The sequence below is a fragment of the Streptomyces sp. SID5464 genome (assembly GCF_009862985.1).
Classification (GTDB): Bacteria; Actinomycetota; Actinomycetes; order Streptomycetales; family Streptomycetaceae; genus Streptomyces; species Streptomyces chartreusis_D.
Window position 1 is genome coordinate 74,595 of record NZ_WWIQ01000066.1, and the last position, 13,623, is coordinate 88,217.

The following is a 13,623-nucleotide window of genomic DNA, read 5'->3' on the forward strand; positions in this document are numbered from 1 at the left end:
GCCCCCGCCCCACCCGGGTGGCCCTGCCGCGCCCCCGCCGACCGCCGGCGCCCCGGCCGCCTGGACCGTCCGCCCGGGCGCCGCCCTCCGTGCCGACGATGTGCTCGACGCCGTCGCCGGGCTCGTGGACAAGTCCGTTTTGTGCCGGGAGCCGGGACCCGGCGGGGTGCGGTACCGGATGCTCGACACGCTGCGGCAGTACGGGCTGGAGCAGTTGCGGCGGACCGTCGGGGAGGAGGGCGCTGCCCGGCGGCGGCAGCGGGACTGGATGCTGCGGTCGGCCGAGGAGTGCGAGCGCGGCTGGTTCGGGCCCGGGCAGCCGGAGACCGTCGCCCGGCTGCGCGCCGACCAGGACAACCTGCGCGCCGCCCTCGACTTCAGCCTCTCCACCCCGGGCGAGGCGCGTGCCGGGCTGCGGCTCGCCGGCACCCTCTGGTTCTACTGGCACGCCTGCGGCGCCCCGCGCGAGGGCCTGTACTGGCTCGACCGGGCCCTGGCCGCCAACCCCGAGCCGACCCCGGAACGGGTCCGGGGCCTCTGGGTCGCCGGGCTGCTCGCCGCCGCCACCCAGGACTTCCCCCGCGGCCGCCGGCACGCCGGGGACGCCCTCGCCCTCGCCCGGGTCCTGGGCGATGCCGCCGAGGCCGCCCACGCCGAGTACGTCATCGGCGTCCTCCGGCTGTTCGGCGACGATCTGCCCGGCGCGCTACGGCACTTCGAGACCACCGTCGCCCGCGGCCCCGTGCCCGGCCAGCACCTCAGCATCGTCGGCCTCGACCAGGTCGAACTCGCCTGCGCGCTGGGATTCCTGGGCGAGGCCGACCGGGCCGTGGAGGTGTGCGAGCGGGCCCTCGGACTGTGCGAGCGGCACGGCGAGCAGTGGGTACGGTCGTACGTGCTGCGCATGCTCGCCCTCGCGCACACCGTGCGCCGCGACTGGGCCCGGGCCGAGCGGCACGCCCGCGAGGCCCTGCGCCTGAAGCTCGCCGTCCACGACGTCATCGGCATCGCGCTCACCCTCGACCTGCTCGCGTCGATCGCCACCGAACGCGGCGCCCACCGGCACGCGGCCGTGCTGCTCGGCGGCGCCGACCGCGTCTGGGCCGACATCGACGCCGCCCGCTGGGGCGCGCGCACCCTCAACTCCGCACGCCGGGACAGCGAGGAGCGGGCCTGCCGGGCCCTGGGCCGGGACGCGTTCGAACGGGCCCACCGGCGCGGCGCCGGCCTCGGCCTCGCCGAGCTCGTCGGCCAGGCGCTCCAGGAACCGGCCCGCCCGCACCCCCGCGAGCCCCGGGTCCCACACGACGACACCCCGGTCCGTCTCACCCGCCGCGAGACCGAGGTCGCCCGCCTCGTCGCCGAAGGGCTCGCCAACCAGCAGATCGCCGACCGTCTGGTGATCGCCCGCCGCACCGCCGAAGGCCATGTGGAACGCATCCTCAGCAAGCTCGGCTTCAGCAACCGCAGCCAGATCGCCGCCTGGGTGACGGCCCAGCGCCGACCCGTCCGTACCGCGACCCCCGAGGGGAACCCATGACCACCCGACAGCCGCCCACGCCCGCCGCGTTCGGCCACCGCATGGCCGTCTTCGGCACCGACGACGACTTCGTGGCCGCCGCCCTGCCCTTCCTCGGCGAAGGCCTCGCCGCCCCCGGCGAACCACCCCCCGTGGCCATCGCCGACCCCCGCAACCTGGACCTCCTGCGGGACGCCCTCGGCAGCGACGCCAAGGACGTCACCTGCATCCCGCACACCGACTGGTACACCGGCTCCGCCGCCAACGCCGTCGCCCGGGCGGCCTCCTACCTCACCGCCCACGCCGGCCCCGGCGGCCGGATCCACCTCCTCATGGAACCCGTCTGGAGCGGCCGGGCCGGCCGCTCGGCCCGCGAGACCACCGAGTGGATCCGCTACGAGGCCCTCGCCAACCTCCTCTTCGCGCCCATGGCCACGACCGCCCTGTGCGCGTACGACACCCGCACCGCCGGCCCCGCCGTCGTCGCCGCGGCCCGTCGCGCCCACCCCGACACGGACGTGTACGAGGACCCGGTGCGGCTCGCGGCCGAACTCGACGCCGTACCGCTGCCGCTGCCCCCGGCCGGTGCGCGGCCCCTGGCGGAGCCGCACGCCGCCGCCGTGCAGGTCTGGGCGGAAGCCCGGGGGCTTCCCGCCGCCGACGCCGAGTTGTTCGCCACGGCCGTCGCGGAGACGGCGGCGGCCCTGGCGCCCCTCGACGGCACCGCCCTGCTGTGGGGCGAGGCGCCCGCCTGTGTCTGCGAACTGCGCTCGGCCCGTCCCGTCCGCGATCCGCTCGCCGGCTTCGTCCCGCCACCGCCCGCCGGGCCGGAGCCCGGCCCGGGGCTGTGGTACGCGCGGCAGGTCTGCGCGTACGTGGACATCCGCGACGACGCCGGGGGAGCCACGGTCCGCCTCCAGTACGCGTAACCCGCCCACCTGCGCAAGCAGGTAGGGGATCGGGTAGTCCTCCCCCTGCGCCGGACCCGTCCCCGGGACACCCTGGAGCCATGCTGCAACTCTCCGGGCGCAGCCCGTTCCCGCAACCACCCCTGGGAGCGGGTCACCTGAGCGTCGAGTACGCCCCCGAGCCCTCCGCCGTCCGCGAGGCACGCGCCGAGGTGCGCAGGCAGTTGGAGGGATGGGGGCTTGCGGAGCGCGGTGAGGTGGCGGACGTGGCGGAACTGCTCGTCGGCGAACTGGCCACCAACGCGCTGGTGCACGCCGAGAGCCGCTTCCGGCTCACCCTCTTCGCCGCGCACGGCGTACTGCGCTGCGAGGTGGCCGACACCGAGCGCCGCGTGCCCCGGGTGCTGGACGCCGGCACCGGGGAGAACGGCCGCGGGATGTTCCTCGTGGACGCGCTGGCCCAGCGCTGGGGCTGCCACCGGGACGGGCCGGGCAAGACCGTGTGGTTCGAGCTCGGCACGTGCGGATCGGACGGCTGTGGTCGGCGACAGCCGTGACGCTCCGCTGGTCGGGCCTTGGCGGTATGCCCAGCCGCCGAGGCCCGTTCCCGGTCTGCGGGTGCGTTGTGGCCGTTCGCGCAGTTCCCCGCGCCCTTGGGTGATTCCGATACACACCCTCTTGTCGGCCCGGCCTGTTTGCGGTTTCTTGACCCTCATGGCGGACACCACGGGAAACACCACGGAGAACGCGGCCCACGAGCCCCCTGCGATGCGCAAGGCGAGTTGGAAGTACATCGGCCCGGGCATCGTCGTCGCGGCGACCGGTGTCGGGGCCGGCGACCTGGTCGCCACGCTGATCGCGGGCAGCAACTTCGGCTACACCCTCCTGTGGGCCGCGATCATCGGCTGCCTGGTGAAGATCTCCCTGGCCGAGGCGGCGGGCCGCTGGCATCTGGCCACGGGCCGCACCCTGTTCGACGGCTGGGCCGGCCTCGGCCGCTGGACGACATGGTTCTTCGCCGTCTACGTCGTGGTCTGGGGCTTCGTCTACGGCGCCGCGGCGATGTCGTCGAGCGCGCTGCCGCTCCAGGCGCTGTTCCCCGGCGTGATGGACCTGAAGTGGTGGGGCATCGCCTGCGGCCTGGTCGGTCTGGTCTTCGTCTGGTTCAACAAGTACGCGGTGTTCGAGAAGGTCATGACGGTCCTGGTGGGGGTCATGTTCCTCGTGACGGTGTACCTGGCGATCCGCGTCACCCCGAACATCCCCGACGCGTTCGCGGGTCTCCTCCCGGTGCTGCCCGACGAGAAGGACTCGGTCCTCAACACCCTGGGCCTCATCGGCGGTGTCGGCGGCACGATCACGCTCGCGGCCTACGGCTACTGGGTCAACGCCAAGGGCTGGACCGACACCGGCTGGATGAAGGTCATGCGCCTGGACAACCGCGTCGCCTACGCCACGACCGGCATCTTCGTGATCGCCATGCTCTTCGTCGGCGCGGAGCTGCTCCACTCGGCGAACGTCGCGATCGCGAGCGGTGACAAGGGCCTGATCCAGCTGGGCGACATCCTGGAGGAGGAGTACGGCTCGGCGACGGCCAAGTTCTTCCTGATCGGCTTCTTCGCGACGTCCTTCACCTCGCTGATCGGCGTCTGGCACGGCGTGAGCCTGATGTTCGCCGACTTCGTGGCCCGCCTGTCGGGCCGGGGCCAGGCGAAGGGCGAGGAGGTCGCCTCGGGGACACGCGAACGCTCCTGGCCCTTCCGCGCCTACCTGCTCTGGCTGACCTTCCCGCCCATGATCCTCCTCTTCGAGGGCCAGCCCTTCCGCCTGATCATCATCTACGGAGTCCTCGGCGCGGCCTTCCTGCCCTTCCTCGCCGGCACGCTGATCTGGCTCCTGAACTCCCCCCGCACCCCCAGGGAGTGGCGCAACGGCCCGGTCAGCAACGCGATGCTCGCCGTCGCGGGCCTGCTGTTCCTGGTCCTGTGCGTGAAGCAGATCTGGGACCAGCCGTGGGGGGAGTTCTTCTAGGCGGGGAGAATCGACGGATGAACGAGCAGCCACCTCCACCTCCCGGCCCAGGCTTCGGCCCGCCGCCACCGCAGTACGCGCCCGGGCCACTCCCGTATGCGCCCCCACAAGCGCCGTATGCCCCGGCTCCGCCCCAGCCGGCGCCGGCCGGCCCGGACTTCCTGGCCGTCGACAAACGCAACGCGGTCGTCGTCGACGCGTCCGGCGTCGCCTTCGAGTCGTCCGGGCTCTCGATCGAGTTCCGCTGGCCCGAGATCCGCAGCGTCCACTACCAGGCGAGCCCCAACGGCAAGGCGCTGATGGTCGCCGTGATCCACATGGACGGCAGGTTCTTCGAGTGCGTGGTGGAGGCCAAGCCGAGGTCGCGACTTCAGGAGTGGTTCCCGCAGCTGGCGTGGGTGCTCGGGCACTACCGGCCGGTGGGGTGAAGGAGCCGCCCCTCACCCCACCGGTGATGCCAGCGGTGACTAGGGCACTAGGGCAGCCCGTGCACGTGCGGGCCCACCGCGGCGGACCACGCGTTGCCGGCCGTCGCGTCCCAGTTGGTCGACCAGGTCATCGCGCCCCGGAGGTCCGGATACGTCCGGGGCGGCTTGAAGGAGCCGCAGCCCGAGCCCCTGGTCAGGCAGTCCAGGGCGCTGTTCACCACGGACGGTGACACGTACCCGCTGCCCGCCGCCCGGGTCGAGGCCGGCAGGCCCAGACCGACCTGGGACGGGGCGAGGCCGCCCTCCAGCTGGATGCAGGCCAGGGCCGTCAGGAAGTCGACCGAGCCCTGGCTGTAGACCTTGCCGTCGCAGCCGAGCATGGAACCGCTGTTGTAGTACTGCATGTTGACGACCGTGAGGATGTCCTTGATGTTCAGGGCGGTCCGGAAGTAGGAGTTCGACGTCGACTGCATGTCGATGGTCTGCGGGGCCATCGTGATGATCAGCGACGAGCCCGCCTTCGCCGAGAGCGACCGCAGCGCCTGCGTCATGTACGTCGCGTTCAGGCCGTTCTCCAGGTCGATGTCGACGCCGTCGAAGCCGTAGGTCTGCATCAGGGAGTACACGGAGTTCGCGAAGTTCGCCGCCGACGCCGCGTCGTTGACGGTGACCGTGCCGCGCTCACCGCCGACCGAGACGACGACCTTCTTGCCGGCCGTCTGCTTCGCCCTGATGTCCGCCTTGAACTGGTCGACCGTGTAACCGTTCAGCCCGGCCGAGTCCAGGGTGAAGGTCACCGCGCCCGGCGTCGAGGTCGCGTCCGCGAAGGCGACGGCGATGATGTCGTACTGGGACGGGACGTCGGCCAGCCTCTGGACCGTGGCGCCGTTGTTGAAGTTCTGCCAGTAACCGGTCACCGCGTGCTCGGGGAGCGCGGGGCCCGGGCCGTTCGGCTTGTTCGTGGTCCCCGTCACCGCCGCCGACTTCGGCGACTCGCCCGCCGCGTTCGTCGCCGTGACCTGGAAGGAGTACGACGTCGCGGCCGCGAGGCCGGTCACCGTGGCGGACGTTCCGGAGACCGCCGTGACCTTCGCGCCGTCGCGGTAGACGGTGTAACCCGTCGCCCCCGCCACCGCGTTCCAGGCCAGGGACACCGACGAGGACGTCGTACCCGAGACGTTCAGGCCGCTCGGCGCGGCCGGGACCGTCGGGCCCGGGTCCGTGCCGCCGCCCCCGTCGGGGCCGAACACCGACACGTCGTCCGCGTAATAGGCCGCCTGCCCGTACCAGCCGTGCGTGTACACCGTCACCGACGTCGTCGACGATCCCGTCGTGAAGGTCGTCGACAGCTGCTTCCAGGAGGCGGAGTCCGGCGTCCAGGTGGACACGTCCGTCGTGCCCGTACCGGAAACACCGAGGTAGGCGTATCCGCCCCGGACCCAGGCGGACAAGGAGTACGTCGATCCGGGCTTCACCCGTACCGTCTGGGCGCACCGGGCGTTGTCCTGCCCCGCCGGGGTCGCCTTCAGCGCTGCCGTGCCGGCGTGCACCGGGGAGGAGACGGTCGTACCGCTGCCCGCCGAGCAGGTCCAGTCGCTCAGGCCCGCCTCGAAGCCGGCGTTCCTGGCGTTGTTGACGTCGGCGGCGGATGCCTGGCCGACGGTCGTGACAGTGAGGGCCAGGGCCGCCGTGAGGGCGCCCGACCACAGCCGCAGTGATCGTCTGTGTCTGGACATGACAAGAAAATGGTCCAGACCAACGACACTGTCAAGAGGTCCAGACCAACCTGTCGAGCAGCAGCCCCACCGCACACCCCGCCAGCAGCACGCCCGTCGACATCCACAGCGCCGGCCCCGCCGGGTCCAGCACACCCGGCCGCAGCGCCAGCAGCAGCACCTGCGCCGCCACCGGAGCCGAGCACGCCGCCGCCAGATGCCGCACCGGCACCCGGCGCCACGGCTCCGGATGCACCCGCGCCGCCGCCCAGGTGGCGAGCACGACGCACACCAGGTTCGGCAGATGCACCAGCGCCAGCGCGGCACCGAACGAGCCGACGCCCCGCGGGCCGACCAACGGGCCGTACACCAGCGTCATCTGGGCGTACTCGCTGACGACGAGGACGACGATGCCGACGGCCCAGCAGCGGACGAGCGCCATCAACCGCTCCCGAAGATCTCGACGTAGAGAAGGACCGCGAAGCCCAGAGCGGCCATGCCGCAGCCCGCGACCAGGGCGAGCGACTGCAGCACCGGCGACCAGCTGCCCCGGCCCGCCACCGTCGCCGTGCCCTGCGGATCACGCGGGTCGTAGGTGACGGTGACCCGGGTGCCCTCCGTCGTCGACCAGCCCGCCAGGTCCTCGAACTCGACCGGCGTGCCGTCGGCCGCACGGAAGGCGAAGAAGTGCCGCCGGGCGTCCGAGCGGTGGTACGGCTCCGTCTCCACCCGGACGCATTCGCCCTCCGCCCGGACACCGCGCCGCAGCACCCGCGTCACCGTCACCAGCCGCCGCGCGTACTTCCACGACAGCGCGCCGAAGAGCCCCACGAGCAGCGTGAGGACGACGTAGCCGGCGCCCGGCACCTCCATGGCTAGTGCACCTCCACGGAGTCGATGATCCGGTCCAGGTCACCGTCGGACAGGGACCCCTGCTGCGCGTCGACCCGGACGGCGAAGGCCGAGTCGGTCGAGTCGAGACCGGCCAGGATCACGCCCTCGACCGGGGTGCCCTTGGGCGGGCCGCCGTCCTCGCCGGTCGCCTTGAAGGTGAAGTCGATCCGCTTCGCCCCGTCCGCGCCGGCCAGCTCCACATCCTTCTGGCCCTTGACGGCCGCGCCCATCTGGATGCCCGCCTCGGCGGCGATCGCGGCCTGTTCGGCGGAGTTCGCCTCGGTGAAGCCGAGCTGCACGGTGATGACCGAGACCCTTCTGCCGTCCTCCGTGCGCACCGCCGCTGCCGCGTTGTGCTCGCCGCGTTCGCTCGCGCTCTGCTCCTCGTACCCCTTCGGGTACGAGACGTCGACTCCCTTGGTCTTCAGGGTGCCCCAACCGTCGGGCACCGAGCCCGCGTCGGAGCTCCCGCAGCCGGTCAGGGCCAGGGAGGCCGTCAGCAGGGCGGCGGCCAGGGAGGCACGGCGGGTCTTCATCGGCTTGGACTCCGTCTCGTCAGTTCGCACAGTAGCTGTAGGGAAGATAGGAGCGACCGTTCCCGCGGGGCGCACCCAGGAACCGGGCGTCGGTCAGCGTCTCCGACTTCTTCTCCGTGCTGATCGTCATGCCCAGACTGAGCCCGAGATTCAACTCGAAGCCGTACTCGGCCGCGTTGACCTCGCCCGTGTACGTCATCCGGCTCGACCTGCCCTTGTCGAACATCAGCTGCCCGAAGGGGTCGTCGGCGCCCGGGCGGGACGTCGGGGCGTGGTCGTCGAACATGTACTGGAAGGGCGTGGCGATCTGCTCGTTGCCGCTGTCCAGCCAGCGCTCGGCGACGGCCCGGTCCCGGTCCCCGGCCGGGCCGGGGTCGAAGGTGAGGGTGTTGGTGACGATCTCGATGCCGGTCTGCGAGTCCGTGCCCTTGACGCCGGCGTTCCCGCCCCGCTTGTCACCGTCCTTCTCGCCGTTGTCACCGCCCGCTTTGGCGCCGTCCTTCTGGCCGCCCTGCTCGACGGTCCGGGTCATGTCGACGCGGACCAGCTTGCCGGTCTTCTTGTCGTAGGTGACGGTGATGGTGCCGGTCTGCGTCGTGTTCGCCGTGTACTCGCCGCTGAGCGGGCCCGCCTCGTAGCCCACCTTGGAGCCGTACTCGATGGACGAGGAGTACGTGTACGACTTGGTGTTCTTGTAGGAGTTGTCCGTCCAGGTGACGTCGGGGGAGTACTTGAACGTGCCGCCGAGCGCGGCGCTCAGCTTCTGCTCGTCGCCCGCCGAGACCTTCAGGCCCGCCGATGCCGAGGCCTCCAGGCCCACCTTGCCGTAGGTGATCTTCCGGTTGTCGCCGAGGTGCTCCTCGATCCGGTTCCGGGTGTCCTCCTCGTCCTTGAGCGGGCCCGTCCCGAAGAGATAGGCGATGCTGTCGCCGAGGCTCGCCTCCGCGCCGCCCGGCATGGTCCGCCGCATCTCGTACATCTGCAGCTTCTCCACGTCGTCCCGGAACCGCTGGGCCTCCTCGGGGCTCTCGAAGACCCAGGTGTCGCCGTTCGTGACCTTGATGCCGAGCCCCAGCTCCACCTTGTCGGCGCCGAACCGGCCCACCTTCATGCCGGGCTTGAAGTCCTTCTTCGCGGCGACGGACGCGGCGTCCGTGAAGGTCAGGTAGACGAGCTGGTCCCTGTCGTCGACCGTGCCGTCGCCGTTGACGTCCGTGTTCGCCTTGATGTGCTGCTCCTGGAAGCCGTACTCCTTGCCGATCTCCCAGAAGAAGACCTTCGCCTTGGAGCCCGCCTTGTCGGTGACGGAGGAGACCTGGCACAGCGCCGGCTCGAAGTCGGCGTCGGTCAGCGGCCTGTCCCGGCCCGTCCCGCCGGCCCCGCAGTTCCCCTCGCCCGCCACCCGGCACACCTGCGCGGCGATCCTGTCGTAGATCAGCTGCCCGACGCCCGTGGCCGAGACGGCGAGGACGATCGCGGCGCTGACCACGACCATGCCGAGGTACTCGGTGCCGGTCGCGCCGCGATCGTCGAAGACCGGTCTGTGTCCGTACGTCCGTATGCCACCCCCGCGAGCCATACGGCACCCCTCCTTGCCCGAACCACGTGCCTGTGGACGGCGAGAGTAGGTACGCGCCCCGGCGGGTGGCGTGGGTCCCAGGGCCCAAACGGAGGCCCACCGTCAACACTGGGCCCTCCGGGACCATCGCCTGAGACCCCCCGAACCCCCGCCCGCGACCGGCAAGATGCTCAACCTGCCCCGTTTTGACGCATCTTGTGCAACGGCAGTTGCTCCTCAGCTACACAAACGCTGTTCTCCGGTCACAGAGGCGTGGATACAGTGCTGAGGTAGTCACGCAGTGAAGTCACCACGGTGTGCCGGAACCACACGCGGCGCGCCGACGGGGGCATGGGGAAACGGGGAGCTGCGCGTGCCAACTGCCATCGCCGTGACCAGTGCCGACATGGCGCTGCCGCCACAGGACGAACGCACCCTGCCCGCCGTCGTGCTGCGGGACGTCGACCGGCGCCCGCTGGAGCAGGCGCTCGCCGACATGCAGACCCTGGTCGAACACCACGGGCATGTGATCGTGGTGTGCTCACAGGCCGCGCCAAACGCCGTGCGGCGACGGCTGTACACCCTGCGCTCCCTCATGGAAACCGACCGGATCGCCCTCTTCCAGCCCGATCTGCCCCCGCTCGGACTCGCCGTCCTGGCCCGCCAGTTAAGACAGCTCGCGTCCTGTGACATCAGCCCCGGCGTGCTGGCCTCGGCCGGGCGGCTGCTCGTCCACTACATCCACGCCGGGGCGCTGCTCAACTCCGTCGCCCGGCTCGACCGGGTCCCCGTCGGCCTGAAGTCGCACGCCAAGTCCTGGGTGCCCGGCAGCCAGTTCGGCGTCCTCGCCCACCCCGAGCCGCAGCTGGTGCGGATCACTCCCGAAGCCGAGCTGCCCGGTCCCGAGTTCGGCACCTGGATGCTGGTCGCCAAGGGGCAGCTCCAGTCCGACTGGGTCACCGGCACCCTCGCCCCCTCCTGGAAGGTGCAGGGCCTGCGCGAGACCCCGCTCCCGGCCGAATCACCGGGCTGGTGGGGCACCGGCAAGCTGATCGAGTTCTGCAGCTACCTGCCCGACCTGTCGGTCCTCTACCAACTGGTCACCTCCGTACGGAGGACCCGCTGCCACTGGTGCGGCATCGACGTCATCGGCGACCGCTGCGTCTTCTGCTCGGCCACGCCCCCCGTCCACGACGGCCCACCCCTCAACCAGCTCGAGAACCGAACGGCCGTCGGGTGAGCCCTGACACCGCTCGTCAGCACTGCTCCGATCCCGCTCGACCGATATCCCCAACGAGGTTGTACGGTTCATGAATTCCCGTCAGCGCCGCGGCGTGATTCTCCTGCTACTGTCGGTCGTCTGCGCCCTCGGCGCCTTCGCCGGCGTGCTGTCCGTCATCAGTGACGTGAAGTCCAAGGTCGGCCCCGAGGTCACCGCCTACCGGCTCAAGTCCGACGTCCCGCCCTACACCACCCTCAGCACGGGCCAGTTCGAGAAGATCAAGATGCCCGAACGGTGGCTGTCGGACAACGCGGTCACCGACCTGCGCGAGATCCAGGGCAAGATCGCCGTGACCACGCTGCGCGCCGGCTCCCTGCTCCAGTCCGACATGATCGTCCGCCAGCCGGCCCTCCAGCCCGGCCAGCAGGAGGTCGCCATCATGATCGACGCGGCGACCGGCGTGGCCGGCAAGATCACGCCCGGCTCCTCCGTCAACGTCTACGCCACCTTCGAGGGCAAGCGCGAGGGCGACCCCGACCAGTCGAAGATCATCGTGACCAACGCCAAGGTCATCGACGTCGGCGAACTCACCGCGCTGAAACCGGACGAGAACAACCGCACCCAGCAGGCCACCGACGCCGTCCCCATCACCTTCGCGCTGTCCGCCCTGGACGCCCAGCGCATCACCTACGCCGAGTCGTTCGCCCAGCGGGTCCGGCTCGCCCTGGTCGCGCCCGGCAGCGACACCACCGTCCCGGAGCAGGACCGGACGTACGAACTCGCGAAGGACAAGTGAGAGGCTCGCATGCCCACGAGGATCCTCCCGGCAGTCGGTGACGCGGACGCGGTCCGGTCGATCACGACGCTGCTCAGCCAGCTCCCGGACGCCGAGCCGGTGGCCCCGGTGGTCGACTCCACCCAGCTCATCGACACCCTCGCACGGCTGGCCGCCGAGTCCGTCGACGAGCTGCCCGAGGTCGTGGTGGTGCACGAGCGGATCGGCCCGGTCCCCGCGCTGGAACTGATCCGCGAAGTCGCCCTGCGCTTCCCGGCCGTCGGCGTCATCCTCGTCACCTCCGACGCGAGCCCCGGCCTCTTCCAGGCCGCCATGGACTACGGCGCCCGCGGCCTGGTCGCCCTGCCGCTCAGCTACGAGGAACTCGCCAGCCGCGTCCAGGCGGTCGCCCAGTGGTCCGTCGGCGTACGACGGCACCTGGGCGCCGGCGGCGACGTCTTCACCGGCGTCGGCGGCACCGTCGTCACCGTCAGCGGCGCGAAGGGCGGCACCGGAGCCACCCTGACCGCGATCCAGCTGGCCCTGGCCGCCCAGGCCTCCGGCCGCAGCACGGCCCTGGTCGACATGGACCTCCAGACCGGCGACATCGCCTCCTACCTGGACGTCCAGTTCCGCCGCTCCGTCGTCGACCTGGCCGCCATCACGGACATCTCCCCGCGCGTCCTGGCCGACGCCGTCTTCCGCCACGACACCGGACTCGCCCTGCTCCTCGCCCCGGCCGAGGGGGAACGCGGCGAGGACGTCACCGACCGCGCCGCCCGCCAGATCGTCAGCGCCCTGCGCTCCCGCTACGAGGTCGTCGTCATCGACTGCGGCGCCCAGCTCGGCGGCGCCGGAGCGGCGGCCGTGGAGATGGCGGACCGGGCCCTGCTCGTCACCACGCCGGACGTGGTCGCCGTACGGGGTGCCAAGCGGGCGGTACGGATGTGGGACCGGCTGCAGATCCGAAAGGCCGAGGAGACCACCGTCGTCGTCAACCGGCACTCCCGCGCCACGGAGATCCAGCCGCCCCTGATCCAGCGGATCACCGGCACGGCGGTCGCGGCCACCGCGATCCCCGCCAACTTCAAGGAACTCCAGAGCGTCGTGGACGCGGGCCGCATCCACGAACTGGAGAACAAGAGCTCGGTGAAGCAGGCCCTGTGGGGCCTGGCCGGTGAACTGGGGCTGGTCAAGGTCCCCGAGGGCGCGCAGAAGGCGGGGCGGTTGCGGGGCGTCGACCGGGGAGCGGTGAGCTTTCGGCGGAGGAAGGAGGGATGAGCGTGCGGCGTCCGGCCTTCGCGGCCCCGCCCTTACGGGACCGGGGCCAGGTCACCATCGAGTTTCTCGGCATGACCCCGACGATCATCGTGACGCTGATCGCGCTGTGGCAGGTCGTCCTCGTCGGCTACACCTTCATCCTCGCGGGGAACGCCGCGGACGAGGCGGTACGGAAGGCGACGGCGACGGAACCGGGCGCGCGGCAGGCCGCGTGCGAGGCGGCGGGGCTGAAGCATCTGTCGGAGGCGTGGCGGGGGAGTGCCGAGGTGACCTGCGGCGGCTCCGGCTACGTCACGGCGGACGTGCGCCTGGAGGTCCCGATCCTCTTCCCGGGCACGCTCTCCGTCCCGATCCCGGTGAGTGGCCACGCCGGCGCGGTCGAGGAGGCGGACTGAGATGCCGCACGGACGCAGAGACCGCGGCCAGGTCGCCATCGAGTACATCGGCTTCCTGCCGATCCTGCTGCTCGTCGCCCTGGCGGCCGTACAGCTCGGCCTGATCGCCTACACGGCCCAGCAGGCGGGCACGGCGGCCCGGGCGGGGGCGCGCAGCGCGTCGCTGGAGGGGCCTCACGAGCAGGACTGCCGGGCCGCGGTGAGCGACTGGCTGGCCGACGGGACCAGTTGCCCGGCGTCGTACGGCGGGGACGAGGTCACGGTGACGGCCACCGTGCAGATCCCGTCCCTCGTGCCGGGCTGGAACTTCGACCCGGCCGTCAAGACCGCCACGATGCCGCTCGACCACTGAGCACCGAGC

General features: G+C 71.6%; 15 protein-coding genes. 10 read left to right on the plus strand and 5 right to left on the minus strand.

Annotated features, from left to right (window positions below; all coding sequences use genetic code 11):
* From GTY47_RS31640 to GTY47_RS31660, 5 genes are all read left to right on the plus strand, one after another.
* On the plus strand, nt 1–1,540 hold a 1,540-nt coding region (locus tag GTY47_RS31640; protein WP_010045739.1), incomplete at its 5' end, for a LuxR C-terminal-related transcriptional regulator.
* The gene (locus GTY47_RS31645) at nt 1,537–2,448 is read left to right on the plus strand and encodes an MEDS domain-containing protein (protein ID WP_010045741.1); all 912 of its coding nucleotides are present in this window, start codon (nt 1,537–1,539) and stop codon (nt 2,446–2,448) included. The genes GTY47_RS31640 and GTY47_RS31645, both read left to right, overlap by 4 nt.
* An 80-nt stretch (nt 2,449–2,528) precedes the next feature.
* Complete coding sequence (locus GTY47_RS31650; protein ID WP_010045744.1) at nt 2,529–2,984, plus strand: ATP-binding protein; 456 nt, start codon at nt 2,529–2,531, stop codon at nt 2,982–2,984.
* Between the two features lie 157 nt (nt 2,985–3,141).
* Nucleotides 3,142–4,458: an Nramp family divalent metal transporter gene (locus GTY47_RS31655; RefSeq protein ID WP_010045746.1), complete on the plus strand. Its 1,317-nt coding sequence runs from the start codon at nt 3,142–3,144 to the stop codon at nt 4,456–4,458.
* Between the two features lie 17 nt (nt 4,459–4,475).
* Entirely contained in the window at nt 4,476–4,886 is a 411-nt protein-coding gene (locus GTY47_RS31660; protein WP_010045748.1) for a hypothetical protein, read from the plus strand.
* Nucleotides 4,887–4,933: 47 nt separating this feature from the next.
* On the opposite strand, the gene GTY47_RS31665 is transcribed toward GTY47_RS31660, so the two are convergent.
* The 5 genes from GTY47_RS31665 to GTY47_RS31685 are packed head-to-tail and all read right to left on the minus strand — an operon-like array spanning nt 4,934 to nt 9,610.
* The gene (locus tag GTY47_RS31665) at nt 4,934–6,622 is read right to left on the minus strand and encodes a glycoside hydrolase family 18 protein (RefSeq protein ID WP_010045751.1); all 1,689 of its coding nucleotides are present in this window, start codon (nt 6,620–6,622) and stop codon (nt 4,934–4,936) included.
* A gap of 31 nt (nt 6,623–6,653) precedes the next feature.
* Nucleotides 6,654–7,043 carry a hypothetical protein gene (locus tag GTY47_RS31670; RefSeq protein ID WP_010045752.1) on the minus strand — a complete coding sequence of 130 codons (390 nt, stop codon included), beginning with the start codon at nt 7,041–7,043 and terminating at the stop codon, nt 6,654–6,656.
* Nucleotides 7,043–7,474 carry a DUF3592 domain-containing protein gene (locus tag GTY47_RS31675; RefSeq protein ID WP_010045754.1) on the minus strand — a complete coding sequence of 144 codons (432 nt, stop codon included), beginning with the start codon at nt 7,472–7,474 and terminating at the stop codon, nt 7,043–7,045. The genes GTY47_RS31670 and GTY47_RS31675 overlap by 1 nt, the downstream gene beginning before the upstream one ends.
* Nucleotides 7,475–7,476: 2 nt before the next feature.
* Nucleotides 7,477–8,031 carry a hypothetical protein gene (locus GTY47_RS31680; protein ID WP_010045755.1) on the minus strand — a complete coding sequence of 185 codons (555 nt, stop codon included), beginning with the start codon at nt 8,029–8,031 and terminating at the stop codon, nt 7,477–7,479.
* 19 nt (nt 8,032–8,050) lie between these two features.
* Entirely contained in the window at nt 8,051–9,610 is a 1,560-nt protein-coding gene (locus GTY47_RS31685; protein ID WP_010045756.1) for a hypothetical protein, read from the minus strand.
* Nucleotides 9,611–9,995: 385 nt separating this feature from the next.
* Between GTY47_RS31685 and GTY47_RS31690 the strand changes: the two genes are divergently transcribed.
* The 5 genes from GTY47_RS31690 (at nt 9,996) to GTY47_RS31710 (ending at nt 13,614) form a co-directional block, all read left to right on the plus strand.
* A complete protein-coding gene (locus tag GTY47_RS31690; RefSeq protein ID WP_050810318.1) occupies nt 9,996–10,829 on the plus strand; it encodes a hypothetical protein in 834 nt (277 codons plus the stop codon).
* A 70-nt stretch (nt 10,830–10,899) separates the two neighbouring features.
* The gene (cpaB, locus tag GTY47_RS31695; protein WP_010045761.1) at nt 10,900–11,607 is read left to right on the plus strand and encodes a Flp pilus assembly protein CpaB; all 708 of its coding nucleotides are present in this window, start codon (nt 10,900–10,902) and stop codon (nt 11,605–11,607) included.
* A 9-nt stretch (nt 11,608–11,616) separates the two neighbouring features.
* A complete protein-coding gene (locus GTY47_RS31700) occupies nt 11,617–12,867 on the plus strand; it encodes an AAA family ATPase (protein ID WP_010045763.1) in 1,251 nt (416 codons plus the stop codon).
* Nucleotides 12,864–13,262 (plus strand): pilus assembly protein, encoded by a 399-nt coding sequence (locus GTY47_RS31705; protein ID WP_010045764.1) that lies wholly within the window; start codon nt 12,864–12,866, stop codon nt 13,260–13,262. The genes GTY47_RS31700 and GTY47_RS31705 overlap by 4 nt, the downstream gene beginning before the upstream one ends.
* Nucleotide 13,263: 1 nt before the next feature.
* Nucleotides 13,264–13,614, plus strand: a complete 351-nt coding sequence (locus GTY47_RS31710; protein ID WP_010045765.1) for a TadE/TadG family type IV pilus assembly protein — start codon at nt 13,264–13,266, stop codon at nt 13,612–13,614.
* Nucleotides 13,615–13,623: the final 9 nt, after the last annotated feature.

Bases quoted from the DNA above. Each gene is read 5' to 3' on its own strand.
- GTY47_RS31645 (WP_010045741.1), top strand. From the start codon at position 1,537: ATGACCACCCGACAGCCGCCCACGCCCGCCGCGTTCGGCCACCGCATG.
- GTY47_RS31650 (WP_010045744.1), top strand. From the start codon at position 2,529: ATGCTGCAACTCTCCGGGCGCAGCCCGTTCCCGCAACCACCCCTGGGA.
- GTY47_RS31655 (WP_010045746.1), top strand. From the start codon at position 3,142: ATGGCGGACACCACGGGAAACACCACGGAGAACGCGGCCCACGAGCCC.
- GTY47_RS31660 (WP_010045748.1), top strand. From the start codon at position 4,476: ATGAACGAGCAGCCACCTCCACCTCCCGGCCCAGGCTTCGGCCCGCCG.
- GTY47_RS31665 (WP_010045751.1), bottom strand. From the start codon at position 6,622: ATGTCCAGACACAGACGATCACTGCGGCTGTGGTCGGGCGCCCTCACG.
- GTY47_RS31670 (WP_010045752.1), bottom strand. From the start codon at position 7,043: ATGGCGCTCGTCCGCTGCTGGGCCGTCGGCATCGTCGTCCTCGTCGTC.
- GTY47_RS31675 (WP_010045754.1), bottom strand. From the start codon at position 7,474: ATGGAGGTGCCGGGCGCCGGCTACGTCGTCCTCACGCTGCTCGTGGGG.
- GTY47_RS31680 (WP_010045755.1), bottom strand. From the start codon at position 8,031: ATGAAGACCCGCCGTGCCTCCCTGGCCGCCGCCCTGCTGACGGCCTCC.
- GTY47_RS31685 (WP_010045756.1), bottom strand. From the start codon at position 9,610: ATGGCTCGCGGGGGTGGCATACGGACGTACGGACACAGACCGGTCTTC.
- GTY47_RS31690 (WP_050810318.1), top strand. From the start codon at position 9,996: ATGGCGCTGCCGCCACAGGACGAACGCACCCTGCCCGCCGTCGTGCTG.
- cpaB (WP_010045761.1), top strand. From the start codon at position 10,900: ATGAATTCCCGTCAGCGCCGCGGCGTGATTCTCCTGCTACTGTCGGTC.
- GTY47_RS31700 (WP_010045763.1), top strand. From the start codon at position 11,617: ATGCCCACGAGGATCCTCCCGGCAGTCGGTGACGCGGACGCGGTCCGG.
- GTY47_RS31705 (WP_010045764.1), top strand. From the start codon at position 12,864: ATGAGCGTGCGGCGTCCGGCCTTCGCGGCCCCGCCCTTACGGGACCGG.
- GTY47_RS31710 (WP_010045765.1), top strand. From the start codon at position 13,264: ATGCCGCACGGACGCAGAGACCGCGGCCAGGTCGCCATCGAGTACATC.